Below are 21,969 nucleotides of genomic sequence, written 5' to 3'. Positions count from 1 at the left end.
AGCCGTGAACGCCATCGCAATGACCATCAACGGTCGATCCGTCGGGACAGGGGCCACCTTCCCGGTGATCGATCCATCGACGGGCGAAGCCTTTGCCGAGGCCCCTGCCGCCAGCCCCGAACAGTTGGAGGAGGCGATGGCGACCGCGCAGGACGCCTTCGCTTCGTGGAGCCGCGACGAGGGGTTGCGCCGCAGGGCGCTGAAGGAGGCCGCCGGGCTGGTGATGGAGATGGCCGCCGATCTGGGACCGACACTGGCCCAGGAACAGGGCAAGCCGCTGGCGGACACCGGCATAGAGTTTGAGGCGTCGGCGGAATGGCTCCGCTATTATGCCGATCTCGAACTGCCGCGGGAGGTGGTGCAGGACGATGCGGCGGCCTATGCGGAAATCGTCCGCAGGCCGCTGGGCGTGGTGGCGGGCATTACGCCGTGGAATTATCCCATCGCCCTCGCCTTCTGGAAGATCGCGCCCGCCCTGCGCGCCGGGAACACGCTGGTGCTGAAGCCATCGCCCTATACGCCGCTTTCGACGCTGGCGGTCGGGCAGGCGCTGCAATCGGTCCTGCCGCCCGGCGTGCTGAACGTCATTTCCGGCCCGGACCCGCTGGGCGCGGCGATGACCGCCCATGCCATACCGCGCAAGCTGACCTTCACCGGGTCGACCGCGACCGGCAGGAAGGTGATGGCGTCGGGGGCCAACGACCTGAAGCGGGTGACGCTGGAACTGGGCGGCAACGATCCGGCGGTGATATTGGACGATGCCGACATATCCGCCATCGCGGACGAGCTGTTCTGGGGCGCCTTCGCCAATAATGGGCAGGTCTGCGTCGCGATCAAGCGCATCTATGTCCATGAAAGCCGCCATGACGAACTGGTCGAGGCGCTGGCGGAGCGCGCCCGTTCCGTGGCGGTCGGCGCCTGGAACGAGGAAGGCGCGCTGCTGGGGCCGCTCTGCAACCGGCCGCAGTTCGAGCGCGTGAAGGAACTGGTCGCGGAAGCCATCGGCATGGGAGCGCGGGTGGCGGCGGGCGGCGCGCCGATGGACCGGCCCGGCTTCTTCTTCCAGCCGACCATCCTCGCCGATCTGGACGAAAGGGCGCGGATCGTGAGCGAGGAGCAGTTCGGCCCGGCGCTGCCGATCCTGTCCTACAGCGATGTCGACGATGCGGTCGCCCGCGCCAATGCGGGTCCGTTCGGCCTGACCGCGTCGGTCTGGTCGTCCGACCCGATCCGCGCCGCCAATGTCGGGCTGGGGATCGAGGCGGGGCAGGTGCAGGTCAACGGCCATGCCATGGGCCTGCAACCCCATCTGCCCTTCGGCGGGCTGAAGTCGAGCGGCATCGGCGTCGAAAACGGACCATGGGGCCTGCACGGCTTCACCGACATCCAGCTTCTCTACGCGCCCCCCAGGCGGGCGGCGGCCTGAGGAAAGCGGAACAACGAAACCACAAGCAACAAGTCGAGGATATGTCATGGGTGCATTGGAAGGACGGGTCGCCATCATCACCGGGGCCGGGCGCGGCATCGGGGCGGCGATAGCGCGGCGCTACGCGGCGGAGGGCGCGAAGGTCGTCATCAACGACCTGGGCGGCGACACGACGGGCGAAGGCAGCGACCTGGGACCGGCCGCCGCCGTCGCCAGCGACATCATCGCCGCCGGGGGGCAGGCCATTGCCGACGGCGGCGACATCGCCGACGTCGCGACCGGCGAACGGCTGGTCGGCCTGGCCATAGAGAAGTTCGGCGGGCTGGACATCGTCGTCAATGTGGCGGGCATATTGCGCGACCGGATGATCTTCAACCTGGACGAGAAGGATTGGGATGCGGTCATCCGCGTCCACCTGAAGGGGCATTATTCGACCATCAAGCCCGCCGCCGCCTATTGGCGTTCGCTGCGCAATCCGCAGGGCGATTTCCGGATCGTCAACTTCACCTCCGCTTCGGGCCTGCACGGGTCGCCCGGCCAGCCCAATTACGCCGCCGCCAAGATGGGCGTCGTCGGCCTGACCATGTCGCTGGCGAACGGCCTTGCCCGTTACGGCGTCACGGTCAACGCCATCGCGCCGGGCGCGACGACGCGGCTCACCGAAACCGCGCCCGAAGACAAGAATGTGGACGGCCCGGCGCGGGCGGACGACCCCTATACGCCCGACCGCGTCGCGCCCATCGCGGTGTTCCTGGGTTCGAAGCAATCGGGCTGGATGTCCGGGCGGACCATCGGCGCGGCGGGGGGCGAGCTGATGCTCTACAATGTGCCGGAGATGATCAAGACCCTGAACGGCATGGCCGATCTGGATGCAGCGACCTTCGCCGCCACGGTGGAAAGGGAGTTCCGCCCGCTCGCGGACGGGCTGGCGCCCAGCATCTATTTCGATTCGCAGATGTGAACCGGGCCATGACTGACGGAGATTCATGATGTCGATCGGGCCCATTCCCGAACCTACCCCGGAAACCGCGCCCTTCTGGCAGGGCGCGGCCGAAGGAGAGTTGCGCATCCAGCGCTGCGTCCGTTGCGAAAGCTTCTATTTCTATCCGCGTCCCTTCTGCCCGAAATGCAATTCGGACGAGGTCGAATGGAAGCCGGTGTCGGGGCGGGCGCGGCTGGCCTCCTACATCATCAACTATCGCCCTTCGCCGGAATTCGAGAGCAAGGACCCGCAGATCATCGCGCTGGTGACGCTGGAGGAAGGCCCGCGCCTCTGCACCAATATCGTCGGGGTCGAACCGGAACCGGACAATCTGCCGCTGGGGATGGAATTGCAGGTCGCGTTCGAACCGCGCGGCGACCAGTTCCTGCCCGTCTTCAAGCCCGTCAGGATATGAGCATGCCCCTATCTTCCCCCAATGGCGGCAATATCGCCATCGTCGGCGCGTCGGAGACGGAACGCGTCGGCGTCGTTCCCGATATGTCGATGATCCAGTTGCATGCCGACGCCGCCCGGCGGGCGCTGAAGGATGCCGGGCTGACGCCCGCCGACGTGGACGGCATCGCCACGGCGGAGACGCAGGTCATCGAAGTCGCCGCCATGCTGGGCATCCGCCCGCGCTGGATGGACGGCACGACCATCGGCGGATGCAGCTTCATGGCCCATGTCCGCCACGCCGCCGCCGCGATCGCCACGGGTCAGGCGAGCGTCGTGCTGATCACCCATGGCGAATCCGGCCGGTCGTGGGTGGGCATGCCCAACTATTCGATGAACCCCAGGGGGCCGGACGGGCAGTTCGAGCAGCCCTATGGCGCCATCGCCCCCTATTCCCTGTTCACCCTGCCCGCGCTGGCCTTCCTGGAGGCGCGGGGCATGGGGCAGCGCGACCTGGCCGAAGTGGTGGTGGCGCAGCGCGAATGGGCGATCCCCAACGAACGCGCCCAGCGCCGGACGCCGGTGACGGTCGAGGATGTTCTGGCAGGACCGCGCGTGGCCTATCCCTTCACCCGCGACATGTGCTGCGTCGTGACCGACGGCGGCGGTGCGCTCGTCCTCGTCAGCGCGGAGCGGGCGCGCGACCTGCCGAGCGCGAAGCGCGCCGTCTATCTGATGGGGTCCGGGGAATCCTGCGAGAGCGTGCTGGTGTCGCAGATGGACGACCTCACCTCCTTCGGCTCCTTCCGCAGGGCCAGCGCGGAGGCGTTCGAAACGGCCGGCGTCACCCATGCCGACATCGACCATGCCATGTTCTACGACGCGTTCGCGCACCTGCCGCTCTACATGCTGGAGGATACGGGCTTCGTCGGTTTCGGCGAATCCGGCGCCTTCCATGCCGAAGGGCACACGCGGCCGGGCGGCCGCCTGCCGATCAACACAAATGGCGGCGGTATGTCCTACACCCATTCCGGCATGTACGGGATGTACGCCATCCAGGAAGCCGTGCGCCAGTTGCGCGGCGAAGCCGTGGTGCAGGTGCCCGACATGAAACTCAGCTTCGTCCAGGGGGTCGGCGGGCTTTTCTGGTCGGCGGCCTCCCTGATCCTGTCCAACCAGGCGCCCTAGGGAGGCAATGACGGTTTCGATCCATCAAAAGCGCTGCGGCTCTGTTGCAAAGATTGGCGGCAGTCAGAGGTAGGCTGTCGCTCTGCGCCGATCAGGCGGCTGCTGCGAAATGGTGGTTGAGCATGCCCATGGCCTCCGTCAGCGCCGAGGGCCCAATGCCAAAAGCTCTCTCCACAAGGCGCACCTCGCCCCTGATGCCGGGCTGCAGGCACCAGGGGCGAGCCTGTCCTTTGCGCAGGGCTCGCATGACTTCGAATCCCTTGATCGTGGCATAGGCCGTGGGGATCGATTTGAAACCGCGCACCGGCTTGATCAGTATCTTGAGCTTTCCGTGATCGGCCTCGATCACGTTATTGAGATACTTCACCTGCCGGTGGGCCGTCTCCCGGTCCAGCTTTCCTTCGCGCTTCAATTCGGTGATCGCTGCACCATAGCTCGGCGCTTTGTCGGTATTGAGCGTGGCAGGCTTTTCCCAGTGCTTCAGGCCTCGCAGGGCCTTGCCCAGGAACCGCTTCGCTGCCTTGGCGCTGCGGGTCGGCGACAGGTAGAAATCGATCGTGTCGCCCCGCTTGTCGACTGCCCGGTACAGGTAGGTCCACTTGCCCCGCACCTTGACGTAGGTTTCATCCAGGCGCCAGCTCGGATCAAAGCCACGCCGCCAGAACCAGCGCAGCCGCTTCTCCATCTCCGGGGCGTAGCACTGGACCCAGCGATAGATCGTCGTATGGTCGACCGAAATGCCGCGTTCCGCCAGCATTTCCTCAAGGTCGCGATAGCTGATCGGATAGCGACAATACCAGCGCACCGCCCACAGGATCACATCACCCTGGAAATGGCGCCACTTGAAATCCGTCATCGTTCCGTCCGTCCAATCTCCGCCAAGCATGCTCAAGCTTCACGATTTTTGCAACAGAGCCCGCTGGTCTATGTGTTCGGGCATGGGCAGTTCATCCAGGCCGCGCACGCGATCGTCGCCGACGCCCATCTGGACGATCGAGGCAAGATGCTTGGGTTCTGGCGCAAAGGCGAGCCGCCCGCGATCGGCAACGCGCAACGGGTCGGGTTTCAATGGCGGGGGGGGCCGCTGGGAATGTGCGCCGCCGGTCGCCGCCTAGATCAACACCCGCTCTACCTCGTCGAGTGTCACGTCATCGGGCCGGCGATCGTAGAGCTGGGTAGTGCGGGTCGAACTGTGGTTCGCCATCGTCGCGGCTGTCTCCAGCGTGCCGCCGTTCTTCAAATAGGTGGTGATCCCCGTAGCGCGGAACGAATGGTTGCCGATCGCCGTCTCGATCTCGGCCGCGACGGCGCGACGGCGCACCATCGCGAAGGCATTGGCCTGGGGCAGGGGGGTGTCGCTTAAGCGCTTGGTCCCGCGCGCGATCGTACGGAACAGCGGCCCTTTGCGGTCCTCGCGCAAGTCGCAGCCATCGAGATATTCGGCCAAATAATGCTCAAGGTTGTGATGACAGGGCATTTCGTGGCGCTTGCCGCCCTTTTCGTGCAGCCGCACCCATAGTCGCCGATTCTGCACGAACACATCCTCCACGCGCATCGCCAGCGCCGCGCCGATCCGGGCAAACGAATAGACCATCAACCCGATCAGCGCCCGATCGCGCAAACCTGCCGGCGTCGTCGCATCGATCACATCCAGCAGTCGCCGCGCTTCGTCGGCGGCCAGCACCGGCGTCTTGCCGCGCCGGACGCTGTGCGCCGGCCCGCGCACCGACGCGGCCGGGTTCGTCGGCATGACCTGGCCTGTCACCAGCCAGTCGAACAGGTGGCGCACGGCCGCGAGCTGCTGCTTGACGGTGGGCGCGCTCACCTCGCGTCCCAGCGCCTCGATCCAGGCCGCGACATGAAGCGGCTGCAAGCCGGCGAGCGATGTGATGCCGCGCGCCGCTACCCAAGCCAAAAACTCGCCCGCTGCGCGCGCATAGGCACGGCGCGTATGGGGATTGCGGATGGTGACGGCGAAGAACTCGAGGAAGCGCAGCCGCGCCCGCTCATCGGCCGACGCGATGAGCGCGGGCAGCGCTAAGCTGGGTGACGGGAGAGGGGCGAGCTGGTTCATCGCCGACCGCGAACATGGGCGGCGGTGTCGATGACCGTTACGGCGTCCGGGGAAAGGTCTTCGACGCCATCAACAAAGCCGAATATCTCGGCTCGCCCGCCCTCGTTGCAAATACGCCCGGCGACTGTGCCGTGGATGATGGCGCGCGCTCCTGGCTCAAGGATCAGGTCGCCGGCGATTGTGCCATGCAGGATCAGCTTGATGCCGCTGCGCAGCGTCGCACTGCCGATCACCATGCCGTACAGAGCTAGATCCTCCTCGATCGCGAATGGGCCTTCTATCTTGTCGTGAACCGCCTTCATGTCCGCCCCGCATTAGTATGTGATAAAGGACATTATCATATATAGGTCAGGGAATTTATCGGCGGACCGATCTGTAGGTTGTCATGATCAATAGCCAAGGCCCGTCGGTGGAACATTACCACCATTACCCTTGCTGGCCGCCGCCCAGAGCGACATACAGAGAGACGAGAGCATCCAGCTCGGCGCGACGCAGCTGTATCAGTGTCTGTTCCGCGATGAACAGATTCCGTTCGGCATCGAGCACTTCAAGGTAATTTGCGACGCCCTCGCGGTAGCGAGTGCGGGCAAGATCGGCGATCGCTCGCTGTGCCGCAGTGGCACGAACCTGCGCGGCGACCTGTTCAGCAAGCCAGCGGCGCCCGGCAAGGGCGTCCGCAACTTCGCGGAAAGCTCCCTGAATGGTGCGTTCGTATTCGGCGATGGCAATATCCTCACGTGCCTCAGCCACGCTCAGATTGCCCTTCCTCGCACCCCAATCGAAGATGGGTAGGCTGATCGAAGGTCCAAAGCTCCAGCTCAGTCCTTCGTTTCCGATCAAATTCCCAAGATCAGTTGAAGCGAAACCGATACTACCGGTTAGTGAGATGGATGGAAAGAAGGCTGCCCGAGCAGCACCGATATTGGCACGCGCTGCCCGCAGTTTCTCTTCTGCCGCCAATATGTCCGGTCGAGTCACCATCAGCTCGGAGGGTAATCCGGCGGCAATCACCGTTCCGTTTTTCTGGTCAGCCAGCGTCAGCGGCACCGTGAGCCCGACAGGAACGGGTCCGCCCAAGAGTACGGCCAGGAAGTTCTCACTCTGCGCCTCGGCCAAGCGCAGGCTGGCCAACTCCGTTTCGGCTTGAGTCAGTAGCGACTCCGCCTGTCGAAAATCAAGAGCTGAAGTCACCCCGGCTTCAAGGCGACGCTCGGCTATGCGGAGGCCTTCCTGCCGGCTGCGTACCGTAGCTTCGGCAAGGGCGATCCGCTCGTCGGCTTCCCGGGAAGCAAAATAGGTCGAGGCCACATCCCGGATCAACGCGAGGCGGAACGCCCGTTCAGCCTGCACGGTTGCTAGATATTGCGAGCGCGCTGCGTCAGAAAGGTTGCGCACCCGGCCCCAGAAATCGAGCTCGAATCCTGTGACGCCAACGCCGATCGAGTAGCGGGCTCTGTTGCAAAAATCGTGAAGCTTGAGCATGCTTGGCGGAGATTGGACGGACGGAACGATGACGGATTTCAAGTGGCGCCATTTCCAGGGTGATGTGATCCTGTGGGCGGTGCGCTGGTATTGTCGCTATCCGATCAGCTATCGCGACCTTGAGGAAATGCTGGCGGAACGCGGCATTTCGGTCGACCATACGACGATCTATCGCTGGGTCCAGTGCTACGCCCCGGAGATGGAGAAGCGGCTGCGCTGGTTCTGGCGGCGTGGCTTTGATCCGAGCTGGCGCCTGGATGAAACCTACGTCAAGGTGCGGGGCAAGTGGACCTACCTGTACCGGGCAGTCGACAAGCGGGGCGACACGATCGATTTCTACCTGTCGCCGACCCGCAGCGCCAAGGCAGCGAAGCGGTTCCTGGGCAAGGCCCTGCGAGGCCTGAAGCACTGGGAAAAGCCTGCCACGCTCAATACCGACAAAGCGCCGAGCTATGGTGCAGCGATCACCGAATTGAAGCGCGAAGGAAAGCTGGACCGGGAGACGGCCCACCGGCAGGTGAAGTATCTCAATAACGTGATCGAGGCCGATCACGGAAAGCTCAAGATACTGATCAAGCCGGTGCGCGGTTTCAAATCGATCCCCACGGCCTATGCCACGATCAAGGGATTCGAAGTCATGCGAGCCCTGCGCAAAGGACAGGCTCGCCCCTGGTGCCTGCAGCCCGGCATCAGGGGCGAGGTGCGCCTTGTGGAGAGAGCTTTTGGCATTGGGCCCTCGGCGCTGACGGAGGCCATGGGCATGCTCAACCACCATTTCGCAGCAGCCGCCTGATCGGCGCAGAGCGACAGCCTACCTCTGACTGCCGCCAATCTTTGCAACAGAGCCCGGTTCGACAATTGCGGCGTGCCCGCGTCGGTGGGCGGCGGCAGCATGGACTGCGCGGGTAACGACCTGGTGCTGGCGCCGCATTTTTCAGGCTATGGCGCGGTCAGTTACGAGGTTCCCGTGGCTTTCGGAACGATTTTCGCCCGGGCCGACATGGATCACCGCTCCACCGTCTATTTCGAACCGACCAATTCCGACGGTTTCAAATCCGGTCCGCGGACCCTGGTCAACCTGCGTCTCGGCCTGCGCCGCGGCAAATGGGACATCGCCGCCTGGGTCAGGAACCTGACCGACGAGATTTACAGGACCTATGCCGACGATCGATCCGGATTGGGCGTATTCCGCACGGCGGCCTACGGCGCCCCGCGCACCTATGGCGTCAGCCTTTCGTCGACATTTTGAGCATGCTGGGCGGTGGTCCCCCAGGGCGGGCCATTAATCAAATCTTAGCCAGCGGATGGTGAATCATTCGTAGCGCGATCGGCGTCGGAATTGCGGGAGTAGAATGGCGGACCAGATTTCATCGCGGTCACCTGATGAGTGGGAAGACAGGCAGGACCCGATGGATGGCGACCAGCAGATACTGGCGTCGGCTGGCGTTTTGCGGTGCGCGGTGGACGGCGATGGCCGGCTCCACCCCGATCCTGCCGCCGCGCATCGCTTTGGCCTTCGGGAATCGCAGCAATTTTTCCGCTGGCTGCGCGGGGTGTGCGGCATATTCCGCAAGCCGATCTTTCAGTTCGTCCGCGCCGTTCGCAAGGAGCGGGAAGCCGAAACGACGCTGACGCTGAAAGGCGATTTCGGCGAGCTGAGGAATGTTCGCATTCTTGCGCGGGCACGGTCCGCGCCGCTGGACCGGACGGTTTTCGAACTGGTGGCGATCGACGTCACCAGCGAGCATGCGGAAATCGAGCTGCTCCGGCGCAGCATGGAAAATCTGCGGCTGATCGTCGAATATAATCCGCAACTTCCCTGGATTGCCGATGCGGAAGGCCGGATCATCGACTTCACCGATCGGTGGCTGGAAAGTTCCGGCCTTGAACGCGACGAGGCGGAAGGGTCGGGCTGGCTTTCGGCCACCCATCCCGACGACATCGAGCCGGTGACCCGGCGCGTCGCCCAGTCCCATGCCACCGGCGAACCCTTCGACGTGCGGGTGCGGCTGATGGTCAACGACCAGTATCGCTGGATGCGGGCGCAGGCCTATCCCCGGCGGGACGAGGAAGGCCGGATCATCCGCTGGTACGGCTATACCGAGGACATCCATGAAAGCGTGCTGATCGAGGAGCAGATGCGCTGGAACGCCGAGCATGACTCGCTGACCGAGCTGCCCAACCGGGCGATGTTCAACGCCTGCCTGGACAAGGCGCTGGCCAAGGCGCTGACCGAATTCAGGAAGGTCGGCGTGTTCCTGCTGGACATCGACAATTTCAAGGACGTCAACGACCTGATGGGCCATCATGCCGGCGACGATCTGCTGAAAAGCTTTGCCTCTCGCCTGAAGGACATCTTCGCCGGAGACGGCGTGGTGGCGCGGCTGGGCGGCGACGAATTCGCCATATTGATCGAGAATGTCGAAAGCCGGCAGCAGCTTGCCGACCTGGCCAATCGCGTCCTCACCATCAGGGAGACGCTGTTCGCCGCCGGGCGATCGCTCGAATGCGGGGTCAGCATCGGCGTGGCGGCCTTCCCCGAAGACGGGCGCGTGGCGACGGAACTGCTGCGCCATGCCGACCTGGCGCTCTATCGCGCCAAGTCGCTGGGGCGCGGGCGGATGCAGATGTTCGAGCAGTCGCTGCTGGAGGACATGCAGGAACGCGTGGCCATGATCAACCGGGCGCGGACCGCCGTGCGCGACGGCACGATCATCAGCTATTACCAGCCCAAGGTGTCGTTGCAGACCGGCGAGCTGGTCGGGTTCGAGGCGCTGCTGCGGTGGCGCGACAGTTGCGGCACCATCCGATCGCCGGCGGAGATCTATGCCGCGTTCGACGATCATGACGTGGCCGACATGATCGGGCAGACCATGACCAGCCAGGTGTTCGCCGACATGGCCGCCTGGCGCGCGCGCGGCTTGCCGGTGGGGCATGTCGCCATCAACGTGTCGTCGGCCGAATTGCGGCGGGAGCGCTTCGCCGGCCGGCTGATCGAGACGATGGACCGCTATTCGATCGCGCCCGATTCGATCGAGATCGAGATCACAGAGGGCGTGTTCCTGGGCGCGGCGTCGGATACGGTGCGCCGTTCCATCGACGAACTGCACATGTGCAACATCCCGCTGGCCCTGGACGATTTCGGGACGGGCTTCGCCTCTCTTTCCCATTTGCGGTCGCTGCCGGTCAGCACGCTGAAGATCGACCGATCCTTCGTCAGCGGGGTGACGGCGCGCGAAAGCGACGGCGCCATCGTTTCCGCGCTGGTCACGCTGGGCCGGGCGCTCAACATGAAGGTCGTGGCCGAAGGGGTGGAGGAAGCCGACCAGTCGATCAGGCTGCGGGAGATGGGCTGCGACTATGCCCAGGGCTTCTATTTCGGCCGGCCCGCCCCGTCGGAGAATATCCCCGCGCTGATCCAGTCCTGGGGCGAGAACAGCGCCATCGTCACCCTGAACCGGCGGGCCGCGGCCTGGCCCCCGCCCGGCATTCGCGGCGAAAGCCGGACGGGGTCGCGGAGCGCCTGAAGAGGCTCTTCGACGCCGCTTCGCGCTGCCACCTCCCCATCTATCGATGGGGAGGATCAGAAACGTCCGCTCCCCACCCAAATCACTCAGTCTGGCGAGGCTTGATTTGTCCGCGCTGCCTAGCCGTTGACGATGGTGCCGCCATTGGGATGCAGCACCTGGCCCGACATGTAGCTGGCGTCGTCGCAGGCCAGGAAGAGGAAGGAGGGGGCGACCTCATTGGGCTGGCCGGGCCTGCCCATGGGCGTGCTCTCCCCGAAATGTTCCAGCTTCTCCGGGCTTGCCCCGCCGCTGGGGTTGAGCGGCGTCCAGATCGGCCCCGGCGCGACGGCGTTCACCCGGATGCCGTCCCCCACCAGATTTTCCGACAGCGACCGGGTGAAGGCGGTGATCGCGCCCTTCGTGCTGGAATAGTCGAGCAGTTCCTTCGACCCCTGGTACATGGTGACGGAAGTGCAGTTGACGATGGCCGCCCCGCGCTTCAGATGCGGGCGCACCGCCTGGGTCAGGAAGAACATGGCGAAGATGTTGGTCTGGAAGGTGCGGCGCAGCTGTTCCTCGCTGATGTCGGTGATGTCGCTGTCGGGATGCTGCTCCCCCGCATTGTTGACGAGTATGTCGATCCGCCCGAATTCCTCCACCACCCGCGCCACGGCGCGATGGCAGAAGTCCCGGTCGCCCAGGTCGCCCGCGATGGTCAGCGCCCGCCGCCCTTCCGCCCGGACGATGTCCGCGGTCTTTTCCGCATCGTCATGTTCGCACAGGTAGAATATCGCGATGTCGGCCCCTTCGCGGGCATAGAGCGCCGCCACCGCCCGCCCGATCCCGCTGTCGGCGCCGGTGACGATGGCCATCTTTCCCGCCAGCCTGCCTGAGCCGGGATAGTGCGGTTCCCATTCGGGCTTGGGCTCCAGCCGGCTTTCATGGCCGGGCAGGCCATCCTCATGGATCATCTCTTCGGTGTCGGGCATCGCACATCTCCTTTCCCGAAGAACTCGCCGCCTGCCGGGGAGTTCATTGGCCAAGGCCCGGTTCGGCGCGCGAATGGGGCGGGTGGAGACATGCGATGGGCCTCACTGCGCTGGGTCGCGTGGACAAGTTCGAACATGTCGGGAAGTGGCCGGTCCAAGACATTCCCCTCCCGCAGGCGGGAGGGGCCAGGGGTGGGCGCGACCCCGGACTTGATCCGGGGGAGCTTCTGACTTGGCCGTTGCAAAACAACGCGGATGTTGCGCCAGCTCACCCCCTAACCCCCTCCCGCTTGCGGGAGGGGGAATGACGCTTCCCATCCTAATCAACTCAGTCCGGCGGGTCTTGAATTTGTCCCGCTGCCTGGGCTGTATCGACATCAGTCCAGCGCGAGCCGAATGTCGGGACAGCCGGGCGCCCGCCCATCCATGTCCATATTGCGCCAACTGGCCCCTTGACCCTGCGATGACGATCGTCATTTAACGCCGGTCGATCCATCGGGAACGGGGCCTTCATGCTGTCAGCGACTCTCGCCCGCCAAATGGGCGCGTGCCACATCCATTATGGCTGGGCCGTGCTGGCCGCGACCTTCCTCACCATGCTGGTCGTCGCGGGGGCCGTGGGCGCGCCCGGCGTGTTCATCATCCCCCTGCAAAGGGAGTTCGGCTGGAGCGCGGCCGACATTTCCGGGGCGCTGGCCATACGCTTCCTCCTCTTCGGCGGGATGGGGCCGTTCGCCGCCGCCTTCATGAACCGTTTTGGCGTGCGGCGGATGATGCTGGTCTCGCTGGCGATCATCGTCGTCGGGTTGCTGCTGTCCATGGGCATGACCCGGTTGTGGCAGCTCGTCCTGCTGTGGGGCGTCGTCATCGGCATCGGCACGGGCCTGACCGCCATGGTGCTGGGCGCCACCGTCGCCACGCGCTGGTTCACGCACAGGCGGGGCCTGGTCATGGGGTTGCTGTCGGCCAGCACCGCCACGGGCCAACTGGCCTTCCTGCCGCTGCTCGCCGCCTTGACCGAGCGGTTCGGCTGGCGCGCATCCGTCCTGCTGGTGTGCGGCGCGGTCCTGCTGGCGGCGCTGGTCGTGCTGCTGCTGATGCGCGACCGTCCCGCCGACCTCGGCCTGCCGCCCTATGGCGAGAGCGCGGTGCATCCCGCCCCGCCGCAGCCGGCCGGCTTGGGCGCCCTGCTGATGAGCCCGCTGCGCATATTGGCCGATGCGGCGCGGGTGCCCAGCTTCTGGATATTGTTCTTCTCCTTCTACATCTGCGGGGCCAGCACCAACGGGCTGGTCCAGACGCATTTCATCGCCCTGTGCGGCGATTACGGGCTGGCGGCGGTGGGCGCGGCGTCGATGCTGGCGATGATGGGGCTGTTCGATTTCGCGGGCACGCTGGGGTCGGGCTGGCTGTCGGATCGGTTCGACAATCGCTGGCTGCTGTTCTGCTATTATGGCCTGCGCGGGCTGTCGCTGCTCTACCTGCCGTTCAGCGACTTCTCTCTCTACAGCCTGACGGTCTTCGCGATGTTCTATGGCCTGGACTGGGTCGCGACCGTGCCGCCGACGGTCAAGCTGACGGCGCAGCGCTTCGGGCCGGAGCGGGCCAATGTGGTGTTCGGCTGGATCTTCGCCGGGCATCAGCTCGGCGCGGCGAGCGCGGCGCTGGCGGGCGGCCTTTCCCGCACCGTCTGGCAAAGCTATATGCCCGCCTTCGTCGCGGCGGGGATATTGTGCCTGATCGGGGCGGGAATGGTGCTGCTGATCAATCGCGGGCGGAGCAAAACCTTCGCCCTCGCCTGAGCGGCCGGGTGGAGGAGGCATGGATGCTGCAAGGGAAGATCGCCCTCGTCACCGGAGCCGGGCGCGGCCTGGGACGCGAAATCGCGCTGGGCCTTGCCGGGGCGGGGGCGCATGTGCTGCTCCATGGGCGAAGGGCGGAGCCGCTCCAGGCGACGGCCGCCGCCATCGCCGCGCTGGGCGGGACGAGCGCGCCGTTGATCTTCGACCTGGAGGATGGCGAGGCGCTTCGGGCGGCGCTCGGCGCATGCGGGCCGGTCGACATATTGGTCAACAATGCCGGCCATCGCGACCGCAGGCCGATCGGAGAGCTGGACCGGCCGGCGGCGCGGCGGATGTTGGAGATCAATCTGGTCGCGCCCTTCGACCTGGCCCGGACGGTCGCGGCCGGCATGGGGGCGGGCGGGCGGATCGTCAACATCACCTCCATCGCCGGGCAGATCGCCCGGTCGGGCGATGCGGCCTACACCATGGCGAAGGGGGGGCTGGACGCGCTGACGCGGGCGCTGGCGGCGGAACTGGGCGGCCGGGGGATCACCGTCAATGCCGTCGCGCCCGGCTATTTCGCGACCGAGGCCAATGAGGAGATGACCGCGGACCCCGCCGTCGCCGATCATCTGGCCCGGCGCACCTCGCTGGGGCGATGGGGACGGCCGGAGGAGATTGTCGGGCCGGTCCTGTTCCTGGCTTCGGACGCGGCGTCCTATGTGACGGGGCAGGTGCTGGCGGTGGACGGCGGCTACACCGCCCACTTTTAATCCAAGCCGTTCCCGCGAAAGCAAGAACCAAAATTCCTCCCTACGCGCAGCGCGGGGAGGGTCGAAGAGAGGCACGCGACTCTCTTCGACGCCGCCGAAGGCGGCGGTGGAGGGGAAATGGCGTGACCTGCGCATCTTCCCCTCCACCACGCTTCGCGCGGTCCCCCTCCATCTCCCGATGGGGAGAACAGGATAGGTCCGCTCTCGACCCACCCGCCACTCAGGCCGCCAATCCCCGCATCCGCAACAGCGCGTCGACCTCCGGCGCGCGCCCGGCGAAGGCGCGGAAATTCTCTGCGGCGGGGCGGCTGGCCCCCGCCGCGAGGATCTCGCGCCGGAAGGCGGTCGCGCCCCCGCCCGGAATGTCGGCATGCGCGAAGATCTCGAAGGCGTCGGCCGACAGCAGTTCGGCCCAGAGATAGGAATAATAGCCCGCCGCATAGCCGCCCGCGAAGATATGGCTGAACGCATGGGCAAAGCGGTTCCATTCCGGCGGATGGACCACGGCCACCGCCTTGCGCACCTGGTCCAGCATGGCGTTCACCCGCGCGCCCCGCGCCGGGTCGTAGTCGCGGTGGAGCAGCAGGTCGAAGGTCGCGAACTCGATCTGGCGCAAAATGGCCAGGCCCGCCTGGAACTGCCGCGCCGCCAGCAGCCGGTCGAACATCGCCCGCGGCAGCGGCTCGCCGCTGTCGACATGGCCTGACAGGCCGATCAGCGTGTCCCGGTCCCAGGCGAAATTCTCCATGAACTGGCTGGGCAGTTCCACCGCGTCCCACTCCACGCCGCTGATGCCGCCGATGGAGGGCAGGTCCACCTCGGTCAGCAGGTGATGCAGCACATGGCCGAATTCGTGGAACAGCGTCACCACGTCATTATGCGTCACCAGCGAGGGCCGGTCGCCGGCGGGCGGCGCGAAATTGGTGGTGAGATAGGCGATGGGCAGATGCAGCCGGTCGGCATCGCGGAAGCGCGAGCGGCAGACGTCCATCCACGCCCCGCCCCGCTTGCCCGCCCGCGCGAACAGGTCCAGATAGACGCCCGCCACCACGGCGCCGTCCGCGTCCAGCAGGTCGTAGAACAGCACGTCGGGATGCCAGGTCGACACGCCCTGCCGGGCGACGAGGCGAAGGTTGAACAGGCGCTCTATCAACGCCTGCGTCCCGGCAAGCACGCGGGGCAGGGGGAAATAGGCCTTCAGCGCCTCCTGATCGACGCCGTGCAGCGTGCGGCGCATCGCTTCGGCGACATAGGAAAGATCCCAGGGCCGCACATCGTCCAGCCCCAGATGCTCGGCGGCGAAGGCGCGGGCTTCGGCCAGTTCGCGCTCCCCCACCGGCCGCGCCCGCCGGGCGAGGTCGGCGAGGAATGCCAGCGCCTCGTCAGCGTCGGCCGCCATCTTGGTTTCCAGCGAATGGGCGGCGGAATCGGCAAAGCCCAAAATCTGCGCGGCCTCATGGCGCAGCGCCATGATCGCGTCGATCCTCTCGCTGTTGTCGTGGCTCTTGTCGTCCGCCTGGTCGGAGGCGCGGGTGTTGTAGGCGCGATAGACCCGCTCCCGCAGCGCCCGATCCCTGGCGTGATAGAGGATCGCCAGCACGCTGGGCTGGCGCAGGGTGATCAGCCAGCCCGGCAGCCCCTTTTCCCGCGCATAGGCGGCCAGGATCGCCCTGTCGCTGTCCGGCACTCCTTCCAGCGCCGCTTCGTCGGTGACATGCTCGCTCCAGGCTTCGGTCGCGTCGAGCACCGCATTGCCGAATTTGGTGCTGAGGTCGCTCAACTCCACCCCGATGTCGAGGAAGCGTTGCCGCGCCTCCCCCTCCAGCGCGACGCCCGCCAGGCGGAAGCCGCGCAGGGCGAGATCGACGGCGCGCCGGGCGGCGGGCGGCAGGCTGGCGAAATCGGGGCGGGCGGCCAGCCGGGCGACGGCGTCGTGATGGGCGCGGTTCTGCCCCGCCTCCATCAGATAGGCGGTCATCAGCGCCTGGGCGGCGGCATGCGCCTCCCGCAATTCGGGCGTGTCGGCGACGGAGGCGAGATGCCCGACCGGCGACCAGACCCGCGACAGCAGGAAATCGGCGCGCTCGGCGGCGAGGATGACCGCGTCGAAATCGTCCTTCCCGCCGGCGGCGATCCCTTCGACGGCGGCGCGGTGGGCCGCGATCGCCGTCTCCATGGCGGGGACGACATGGGCGGGCCGGATGGCGGCGAAATCGGGCAGGTCGCTATCGGCAAGGAGGGGATTGTCGGCGGTCATGGCTACTCGCGGCTGGCTGGCCTCTGCGGGATGAGGAACAGCCTTTAATTGGGCGCTGGCTGGCGGCGGTTCAAGCGTTTCCGGTCAGGCGAGCGTCAGGTATATTTCCGCTTCGATGACCCAATCCGCGCCGACCTGCCGCCATTTGGCGCTGTAGCTTCCCGATGCCTTGGGCTGGGCGCTGGTTTACAAGAAAAGCGGGACCCCGGGTCAAGCCCGGGGTGACGAACGGAGAATGACGGGAAACCACCTGGAAAGCCGGTCAAATCCGCATCTGGTTCATCAGTCCCAGCGTTGCGGCATAATAGTCCTGATCGACGCCGCCGGCCGGCAGGTTGCGGTTCAGCAGGCGTCCGGCGATGGCGGTGGCGCCGGCGGAAAGCGCATAGGGCGCGGTTTCGCCCGTGACCACATTCACCCAGGCGGGCAGCGGCTTGCCGGCGCGGACGAGGGCGAGCCAATAGCGCGCGATCGCGTCGCATGCGCCGCGCCGTCCGCTCATCAGGCAGTAGAGCGGGACGCGGATGCCCTCGAAGCCGAAGACGGGATCGCGTCCCTCCGCCGGTTCGACCACGCCCTTGCCCTTGATGTCGAGCCAGTCGGCGGGCAGGCCCGATGGGCCGAAGCGCGCCGCCTTCAGGATCTTCATCCCGTCGGTTGCCAGCGGACCCCAGATGCGCGGTTCCAGCCGGGCGAAGGCGTCTATCGCCGGCCAGACATAATAGGATGGGTTGACGATCACCCGGTCCGCCTTGGCGAAGCCGACGAGGCCCGGCAGCAGCAGGGTGAAGCCGTGGCGCTGCACGATCAGCTTCTGCGCGACAGCGCCCCGGATCGCCGCCGATTGCTGGAGATAGTCCGGCTTGCCCCAGCGGCGGCCCGCCATCAGCAGCGCCCAGGCGATCAGCAGGTCGCCGTCGGTCGCATTATTGGGATCGGCCACCGGATCGGCGCGGCCGGGCGTGTAGCGCCAGCTATGCAGCGCCACGTCCTTGCGCAACAGGGTCTGGGCGGTCCAGCGCGCCATGCCCTCGAAGGCCGCGCCGTCGCCCGCCGCCTGCGCCAGCGCCATGCCATATCCCTGGCCCTCGCTATGGCTGACGCCGCCATTGCCATTGTCGACGATCCTGCCCTCCGGCGTCAGGAAGCGGGTCTTGTAGCCCTGCCAGAGCGTGGGATCGAGCATCAGGCCGTCCGAGGGTCTGGCGCGGGCGCAGCCGGTCGTGAGAGCAAAGGCGAGGGCGGTCAGGATCGCCCGCCGTTCAAATCCCATGACGCAGTTCGACATGCCCGCCCTGGCTGCGCGAAATCCGGGTGCTGAGCCGTTCGCCGCTGCCCATCTGCCGGAACCAGGCGTCATAGGCGCCCTCAAGGATGAAGGGCGCGACCCCGGCCCATATGCCGTCGGCATCGCCCTCCAGCCTTTCGGGCAGGCCGTCATGGAAGATGTCGATGCCTTCATCGTCCAGTTCGAATCGGACGCTGCCCCAATGCAGCCTGTCCCAGACCAGATTGCCGTGCTGGGTCAGCCTGTCCATATCCTTGGCATTGACGATCGGATGGCTTTTGGCAAGCCGCGCGCCGACCGCCCGGAAAAAGCCCTGCATCTGTTCCGCCGTGGCGGCGGAGGCGATTTCGGCCAGGATCAGGCTGACGAAGCGCTGCGCGGCCTCCGCGCCGGATGCGAGCATGGCGATGTCCTGATCGCCCGCCACCGGGAAATCCTTTACGAACAACATCAATTGCCTCCGATATTCTGCTTGAGTCCGATCAGCGTCTTGAACTCCTTATATTCACCGAAAGTGTTGATATTCAGTTCCCCGCCCAGCCGCGTATTCGGGCTGACCCGATAGGAAATCGCGCCGCTCGCCGACAGGCCGAAGCCGGTCTTGCTGATGCTGTCATAGCTGGAACGCACGTCGCTGTTCTGGCTCTTGAGGAAATCCAGCACGCCCTGCGCGCCCGGCTCCGTCGGATAGACCGGCTCGCCCTGCTGATCATAGCTTTGATAGCCGGGCGCGACGCTGGCCTGGATGCTCATCGGGCCGTCATTCGTCCAGTAGCGGATCGGGAAATTGACGCTGAGGAAGCTCTGCGGGCTGAAATAGCCGCCATGGCCATAGGTAAAATAGTTCTGGTTGTTGTCGTAATTCTGGTAATTGACGTTGAAGCCGACCGAAACGCCGGAACGCGCATTCTGCCACGCCCGCAAATAGCCGCCGGCATTGATTTCCACGCTGTCATTGTCGCGCACCGCCGTGCCGTCATAATGATAGAAGGAACCGTCGGCATAGACGCCGTTGCCGTTGCGGTCATAGGACAGGGACAGGCCGCCGCCGCTTTTCATCACCGCGCCCCAGAAGGCGCCGCTGCGCGGATCGTCGGTGCCCGCATAGGCGATGATGCTGTCGGTCACCGGCTTCCGGTCGGCCCAGATGCGGGCGGTCGCGTTGGTCGACAGGCGGGGCGTCAGTTCGATCCTGCCGGTGACATGCTCCTTGGGGAAGCCCAGCGGCGTGACGCCCGCCTCCAGCTTCAGCAGCTTGCTGACATAGCTGGCGGTGACGGCGACGCCGGACTGGTGCTGGGTTTCGGCATTGGCGAGCTGGGACGGCTGCTCGTCCACGATCCCCTGCGCTTCGGGCGTGGCGTTGGTGCCGAAGCGGGCGAGCCCCGATCCGGTCGGGCGGCCGGAATCCAGCACGACCGCCGTCGCCTTGATGCCCGCCCGGCCGCCCGCGACAGGAGCGGAGAGGGAGGCGCCGCCGGTCATTTCGCGCAATTTGCTGAGGCCCGTTTCACCGGAGCGGGAGCGGTATCCGGTGTCGACGTCCACGCGGGGGCCGCTTTCCTCGGCGGATTGCTGCAATTGCCGGTCGATCTCCGCCAGCACCGGATCGGCGGGGAGGTTCGCCATGCCGATGGCCGGATCGCCATAATAGGGCGCAGGGGCCGCCATGCCGGGAAGACCGGCGGCGGCATAGCCCGGCGCGGGCGGGTAGGCGGGCATGGCAGCCGGGGCGGGCGGGGCATAGGCTGATCCCGCCGGCTGCTGCGGGGCGAAGCCCATGGGCGGCGCGTAGGGCGCCGGCAGGGCCGTGGGATTGCTGCCGAGCGCGAAGGGATTGACCGGCTGCGGCGCGGCCATGGCGCGGAAGGGATTGGCCGATTGGGGCGCCGCCGCGAACGGGTTGCCGTTCGCCATGACCGCTCCGGGCGCCATGCCGGTTTCGCGCATGTAGAGCGCCCTGGCGGTCTTGAGGTAACGCGCCGCGTCGCCGTCGCTGCCGCGGGTCTGGGCCATGCGGGCCGCCGCCATATAGACGCGGTAATCGGCCGGGTGCGTCTGGATCGCCTGCTGGGCGACGGCGCGCGCCGTGTCCATGTCGCCCGACGCGCTGGCCGTGTCGATCAGGCCCACCATGGCGTCGCGATCCGCCGGCTTCTGCGCCAGCAGCATGCGGAAGGTCTGCGCCGCCTGCGCGTTGAGGCCGCCCGACTGGTACAGCCGCGCCAGGGCCGAAAGGATTTCCTCATTGCCCGGCGCATCGTTCCATGCCGCCTGCAGAAGGTCGAAGGCGGGGGCGAACTGGCCCGCCTGCCGCATCCGGTCCGCCTGCGCGGCGGCCAGCGTCGCCTTCAGATTGCCGAGGCTGCGTTGGCCCTGGAGCGAGGGGCCGGCCAGCGCCGAGGCCTTCTGCACGGCGCTCATGGCCAGGCCATCCTGCCCGGTCTGCGCCAGCACGCGCACCGCCGCGTCATAGGCGCCCGCGTCATTGGCGGGGGCGTCCAGCGCCTGCGCCGCCAGCTGACCCGCGCCGCGCGCATCGCCCAGTTCCAGCATGCCCTGCGCCAGCGCGCCCATGCGGTCGGCGGACAGGCCGCGCATCTCCGACGCCTGGCGCAACATGGCGAGCCCCTGGCCCTGCGCGCCCCGCGCCCCTGCGGCCTTCGCCTGCGCGATGGTGGCGGATATGCCGAGGCCGGCAATGAAATTGCGCATCTCCGCCGTGCGCTGCCCTTCCGGGATGCGCGCTGCGACGGCTTGCGCATCGCCGGTGCGGCCCGCCCGGTCGAGGATCAGCGAGGCGGCGTAGAGCGGTTCGGCCTTTTCCGAATAGGAAAGCTGGCGGACGAGCGCGTCCTGCTCCGCCACGCGGCCCTGCTGCTGGAGCAGCCCGGCAAGGTCGTAGGCGACCCAGGGGTCGTCGGGCGCATTGCCCATGGCGGCGCGCAGCAACTGTTCGGCGCGGGCGGCGTCGCCCGCGTCCAGGGCGGCGCGCGCCTCGTTGCGGGTGGCGCTGGCCTGGGCGGTGGCGGCTCCAGCGCCGGCCTTGCCCAATTGGCGATAGAGTTCGGCCGCCTCATTATAGCGGCCCTGCCGTTCATAGACGCTGGCCAGCACCGACACGGCAGGCCCCTTGTCGCGGAAGTCCGACTGGGTGAGCGCCGTGGCGATCCGCTCCGCCTGCGCCAGATCGCCCTTGTCGAGTGCCGTCCGGGCAGAGTCGAGATCGGCATAGAAGCGGGCCGACTGCAACGCCTCCGCCCATTTGCCCGCGCCGCCGATGCGCGAGGCGCGGGTCAGCAGGTCGCGGGCCTGCGCGAATTCGGACTTGCGCAGCCGCACGATCCCCATGCCGCCCAACGCGTCCGCGTCGTTGGGATTGGCGGAAAGCGCTGCGCGGAATCGGGCGGCCGCGCTGTCGAGTTGTCCGGCCTCCAGCGCGCGGAAGCCGGCGGCGCGGGCATCGCCGCCCCGGTCGGCGCGGGCCGGGCGCGCGGACGCGGTGCGTGCCGGGGCGGATGCCGCCTGGGCGGGCGCGGGTGGCGCCTTGGGCGCGGCTTTCGGCTGAGGCGCGGGCCTGGCCTGGGGGGCGGGCCTGGCCTGGGGCGCATTGCCGGCAAGGCTGCGCCGCGCCTCCGCATTGGAAGGGTCGATGGCCAGCACCCGGTTATAGGCCTGCCGCGCCAGGTCGCCGCGTCCCTTGGACTGCCAGTAGCGCGCCTGCTTGAGCAGCGGGGCGACGCCCTGCACCTCCGCCTGCGCCAGGGGCATCGTCGCGATGGCCAGCAGGGGCAGGCCGAGGAGGGAGATCGTCTTCTTCATGT

General features: G+C 66.8%; 18 protein-coding genes and 2 pseudogenes. 10 read left to right on the top strand and 10 right to left on the bottom strand.

Annotated features, from left to right (window positions below):
* Positions 1 to 4: 4 nt before the first annotated feature.
* From SIDU_RS11360 to SIDU_RS11345, 4 genes are read left to right on the top strand one after another with little or no spacing between them, the layout of a single operon-like run.
* Positions 5 to 1,426, top strand: a complete 1,422-nt coding sequence (locus SIDU_RS11360; RefSeq protein WP_007687818.1) for an aldehyde dehydrogenase family protein — start codon at positions 5 to 7, stop codon at positions 1,424 to 1,426.
* A 46-nt stretch (positions 1,427 to 1,472) separates the two neighbouring features.
* Entirely contained in the window at positions 1,473 to 2,387 is a 915-nt protein-coding gene (locus SIDU_RS11355; RefSeq protein WP_007687816.1) for an SDR family NAD(P)-dependent oxidoreductase, read from the top strand.
* A gap of 25 nt (positions 2,388 to 2,412) precedes the next feature.
* The gene (locus SIDU_RS11350; RefSeq protein ID WP_015449277.1) at positions 2,413 to 2,823 is read left to right on the top strand and encodes a Zn-ribbon domain-containing OB-fold protein; all 411 of its coding nucleotides are present in this window, start codon (positions 2,413 to 2,415) and stop codon (positions 2,821 to 2,823) included.
* 2 nt (positions 2,824 to 2,825) lie between these two features.
* Positions 2,826 to 3,989 carry a thiolase C-terminal domain-containing protein gene (locus SIDU_RS11345; protein WP_007687812.1) on the top strand — a complete coding sequence of 388 codons (1,164 nt, stop codon included), beginning with the start codon at positions 2,826 to 2,828 and terminating at the stop codon, positions 3,987 to 3,989.
* A 91-nt stretch (positions 3,990 to 4,080) separates the two neighbouring features.
* Here SIDU_RS11345 and SIDU_RS11335 read toward each other — a convergent pair whose 3' ends face one another.
* Positions 4,081 to 4,845: an IS6-like element IS6100 family transposase gene (locus SIDU_RS11335; RefSeq protein ID WP_001389365.1), complete on the bottom strand. Its 765-nt coding sequence runs from the start codon at positions 4,843 to 4,845 to the stop codon at positions 4,081 to 4,083.
* Between the two features lie 63 nt (positions 4,846 to 4,908).
* Between SIDU_RS11335 and SIDU_RS20035 the strand changes: the two are divergent.
* Positions 4,909 to 5,104, top strand: a pseudogene (locus tag SIDU_RS20035) (histidine phosphatase family protein); the annotation flags it as partial.
* On the opposite strand, the gene SIDU_RS11325 reads toward SIDU_RS20035, so the two are convergent.
* From SIDU_RS11325 to SIDU_RS11315, 3 genes are all read right to left on the bottom strand, one after another.
* Positions 5,101 to 6,063 carry a tyrosine-type recombinase/integrase gene (locus SIDU_RS11325; protein ID WP_007681981.1) on the bottom strand — a complete coding sequence of 321 codons (963 nt, stop codon included), beginning with the start codon at positions 6,061 to 6,063 and terminating at the stop codon, positions 5,101 to 5,103. The pseudogene SIDU_RS20035 and the gene SIDU_RS11325 sit on opposite strands and share 4 nt — an antisense overlap.
* Positions 6,060 to 6,365, bottom strand: a complete 306-nt coding sequence (locus SIDU_RS11320) for a hypothetical protein (RefSeq protein ID WP_007681980.1) — start codon at positions 6,363 to 6,365, stop codon at positions 6,060 to 6,062. Before SIDU_RS11320 ends, SIDU_RS11325 begins: the two co-directional genes overlap by 4 nt.
* Before the next feature lie 124 nt (positions 6,366 to 6,489).
* Positions 6,490 to 7,545 (bottom strand): efflux transporter outer membrane subunit, encoded by a 1,056-nt coding sequence (locus SIDU_RS11315; RefSeq protein ID WP_013041570.1) that lies wholly within the window; start codon positions 7,543 to 7,545, stop codon positions 6,490 to 6,492.
* 28 nt (positions 7,546 to 7,573) lie between these two features.
* On the opposite strand from SIDU_RS11315, the gene SIDU_RS11305 reads away from it, so the two are divergent.
* The 3 genes from SIDU_RS11305 to SIDU_RS11295 all read left to right on the top strand — a co-directional run bounded on the left by SIDU_RS11305 (position 7,574) and on the right by SIDU_RS11295 (position 11,072).
* Complete coding sequence (locus SIDU_RS11305; RefSeq protein WP_001389365.1) at positions 7,574 to 8,338, top strand: IS6-like element IS6100 family transposase; 765 nt, start codon at positions 7,574 to 7,576, stop codon at positions 8,336 to 8,338.
* A 72-nt stretch (positions 8,339 to 8,410) separates the two neighbouring features.
* Positions 8,411 to 8,794, top strand: a complete 384-nt coding sequence (locus SIDU_RS11300) for a TonB-dependent receptor (RefSeq protein WP_233431818.1) — start codon at positions 8,411 to 8,413, stop codon at positions 8,792 to 8,794.
* Positions 8,795 to 8,954: 160 nt separating this feature from the next.
* The gene (locus SIDU_RS11295) at positions 8,955 to 11,072 is read left to right on the top strand and encodes a putative bifunctional diguanylate cyclase/phosphodiesterase (protein ID WP_007686394.1); all 2,118 of its coding nucleotides are present in this window, start codon (positions 8,955 to 8,957) and stop codon (positions 11,070 to 11,072) included.
* 119 nt (positions 11,073 to 11,191) lie between these two features.
* On the opposite strand, the gene SIDU_RS11290 is transcribed toward SIDU_RS11295, so the two are convergent.
* Positions 11,192 to 12,043, bottom strand: coding sequence for an SDR family oxidoreductase (locus tag SIDU_RS11290; protein ID WP_007686396.1), 852 nt, complete (start codon positions 12,041 to 12,043; stop codon positions 11,192 to 11,194).
* A gap of 512 nt (positions 12,044 to 12,555) precedes the next feature.
* Between SIDU_RS11290 and SIDU_RS11285 the strand changes: the two genes are divergently transcribed.
* Together SIDU_RS11285 and SIDU_RS11280 are read left to right on the top strand one after the other, a co-directional pair.
* Positions 12,556 to 13,845, top strand: coding sequence for an MFS transporter (locus SIDU_RS11285; RefSeq protein WP_007686399.1), 1,290 nt, complete (start codon positions 12,556 to 12,558; stop codon positions 13,843 to 13,845).
* Positions 13,846 to 13,868: 23 nt separating this feature from the next.
* Positions 13,869 to 14,600: an SDR family oxidoreductase gene (locus tag SIDU_RS11280; protein WP_007686400.1), complete on the top strand. Its 732-nt coding sequence runs from the start codon at positions 13,869 to 13,871 to the stop codon at positions 14,598 to 14,600.
* A gap of 220 nt (positions 14,601 to 14,820) precedes the next feature.
* Here SIDU_RS11280 and SIDU_RS11275 read toward each other — a convergent pair whose 3' ends face one another.
* From SIDU_RS11275 to SIDU_RS11255, 5 genes and pseudogenes are all read right to left on the bottom strand, one after another.
* Entirely contained in the window at positions 14,821 to 16,857 is a 2,037-nt protein-coding gene (locus SIDU_RS11275; protein ID WP_007686402.1) for a M3 family metallopeptidase, read from the bottom strand.
* 84 nt (positions 16,858 to 16,941) lie between these two features.
* Positions 16,942 to 17,031, bottom strand: a pseudogene (locus SIDU_RS20030) (DUF4440 domain-containing protein); the annotation flags it as partial.
* A gap of 88 nt (positions 17,032 to 17,119) precedes the next feature.
* Positions 17,120 to 18,130: a glycosyl hydrolase family 8 gene (locus SIDU_RS11265; protein WP_007686405.1), complete on the bottom strand. Its 1,011-nt coding sequence runs from the start codon at positions 18,128 to 18,130 to the stop codon at positions 17,120 to 17,122.
* Positions 18,120 to 18,596: a cellulose biosynthesis protein BcsD gene (bcsD, locus tag SIDU_RS11260; RefSeq protein WP_007686408.1), complete on the bottom strand. Its 477-nt coding sequence runs from the start codon at positions 18,594 to 18,596 to the stop codon at positions 18,120 to 18,122. Before bcsD ends, SIDU_RS11265 begins: the two co-directional genes overlap by 11 nt.
* Positions 18,596 to 21,967 carry a cellulose biosynthesis protein BcsC gene (locus SIDU_RS11255; RefSeq protein WP_007686410.1) on the bottom strand — a complete coding sequence of 1,124 codons (3,372 nt, stop codon included), beginning with the start codon at positions 21,965 to 21,967 and terminating at the stop codon, positions 18,596 to 18,598. Before SIDU_RS11255 ends, bcsD begins: the two co-directional genes overlap by 1 nt.
* Between the last annotated feature and the right edge of the window lie 2 nt (positions 21,968 to 21,969).

Source organism: Sphingobium indicum B90A, assembly GCF_000264945.2.
Taxonomy (GTDB): Bacteria; Pseudomonadota; Alphaproteobacteria; order Sphingomonadales; family Sphingomonadaceae; genus Sphingobium; species Sphingobium indicum.
Note: the sequence above shows the minus strand (reverse complement) of the source record. Positions and strands in the feature narration are given on the sequence as shown.

Excerpts from the sequence above, each read along its gene's own strand:
- SIDU_RS11355 (WP_007687816.1), top strand. The coding sequence starts at position 1,473 with ATGGGTGCATTGGAAGGACGGGTCGCCATCATCACCGGGGCCGGGCGC.
- SIDU_RS11350 (WP_015449277.1), top strand. The coding sequence starts at position 2,413 with ATGATGTCGATCGGGCCCATTCCCGAACCTACCCCGGAAACCGCGCCC.
- SIDU_RS11345 (WP_007687812.1), top strand. The coding sequence starts at position 2,826 with ATGCCCCTATCTTCCCCCAATGGCGGCAATATCGCCATCGTCGGCGCG.
- SIDU_RS11335 (WP_001389365.1), bottom strand. The coding sequence starts at position 4,845 with ATGACGGATTTCAAGTGGCGCCATTTCCAGGGTGATGTGATCCTGTGG.
- SIDU_RS11325 (WP_007681981.1), bottom strand. The coding sequence starts at position 6,063 with ATGAACCAGCTCGCCCCTCTCCCGTCACCCAGCTTAGCGCTGCCCGCG.
- SIDU_RS11320 (WP_007681980.1), bottom strand. The coding sequence starts at position 6,365 with ATGAAGGCGGTTCACGACAAGATAGAAGGCCCATTCGCGATCGAGGAG.
- SIDU_RS11315 (WP_013041570.1), bottom strand. The coding sequence starts at position 7,545 with ATGCTCAAGCTTCACGATTTTTGCAACAGAGCCCGCTACTCGATCGGC.
- SIDU_RS11305 (WP_001389365.1), top strand. The coding sequence starts at position 7,574 with ATGACGGATTTCAAGTGGCGCCATTTCCAGGGTGATGTGATCCTGTGG.
- SIDU_RS11295 (WP_007686394.1), top strand. The coding sequence starts at position 8,955 with ATGGATGGCGACCAGCAGATACTGGCGTCGGCTGGCGTTTTGCGGTGC.
- SIDU_RS11290 (WP_007686396.1), bottom strand. The coding sequence starts at position 12,043 with ATGCCCGACACCGAAGAGATGATCCATGAGGATGGCCTGCCCGGCCAT.
- SIDU_RS11285 (WP_007686399.1), top strand. The coding sequence starts at position 12,556 with ATGCTGTCAGCGACTCTCGCCCGCCAAATGGGCGCGTGCCACATCCAT.
- SIDU_RS11280 (WP_007686400.1), top strand. The coding sequence starts at position 13,869 with ATGCTGCAAGGGAAGATCGCCCTCGTCACCGGAGCCGGGCGCGGCCTG.
- SIDU_RS11275 (WP_007686402.1), bottom strand. The coding sequence starts at position 16,857 with ATGACCGCCGACAATCCCCTCCTTGCCGATAGCGACCTGCCCGATTTC.
- SIDU_RS11265 (WP_007686405.1), bottom strand. The coding sequence starts at position 18,130 with ATGGGATTTGAACGGCGGGCGATCCTGACCGCCCTCGCCTTTGCTCTC.
- bcsD (WP_007686408.1), bottom strand. The coding sequence starts at position 18,596 with ATGTTGTTCGTAAAGGATTTCCCGGTGGCGGGCGATCAGGACATCGCC.
- SIDU_RS11255 (WP_007686410.1), bottom strand. The coding sequence starts at position 21,967 with ATGAAGAAGACGATCTCCCTCCTCGGCCTGCCCCTGCTGGCCATCGCG.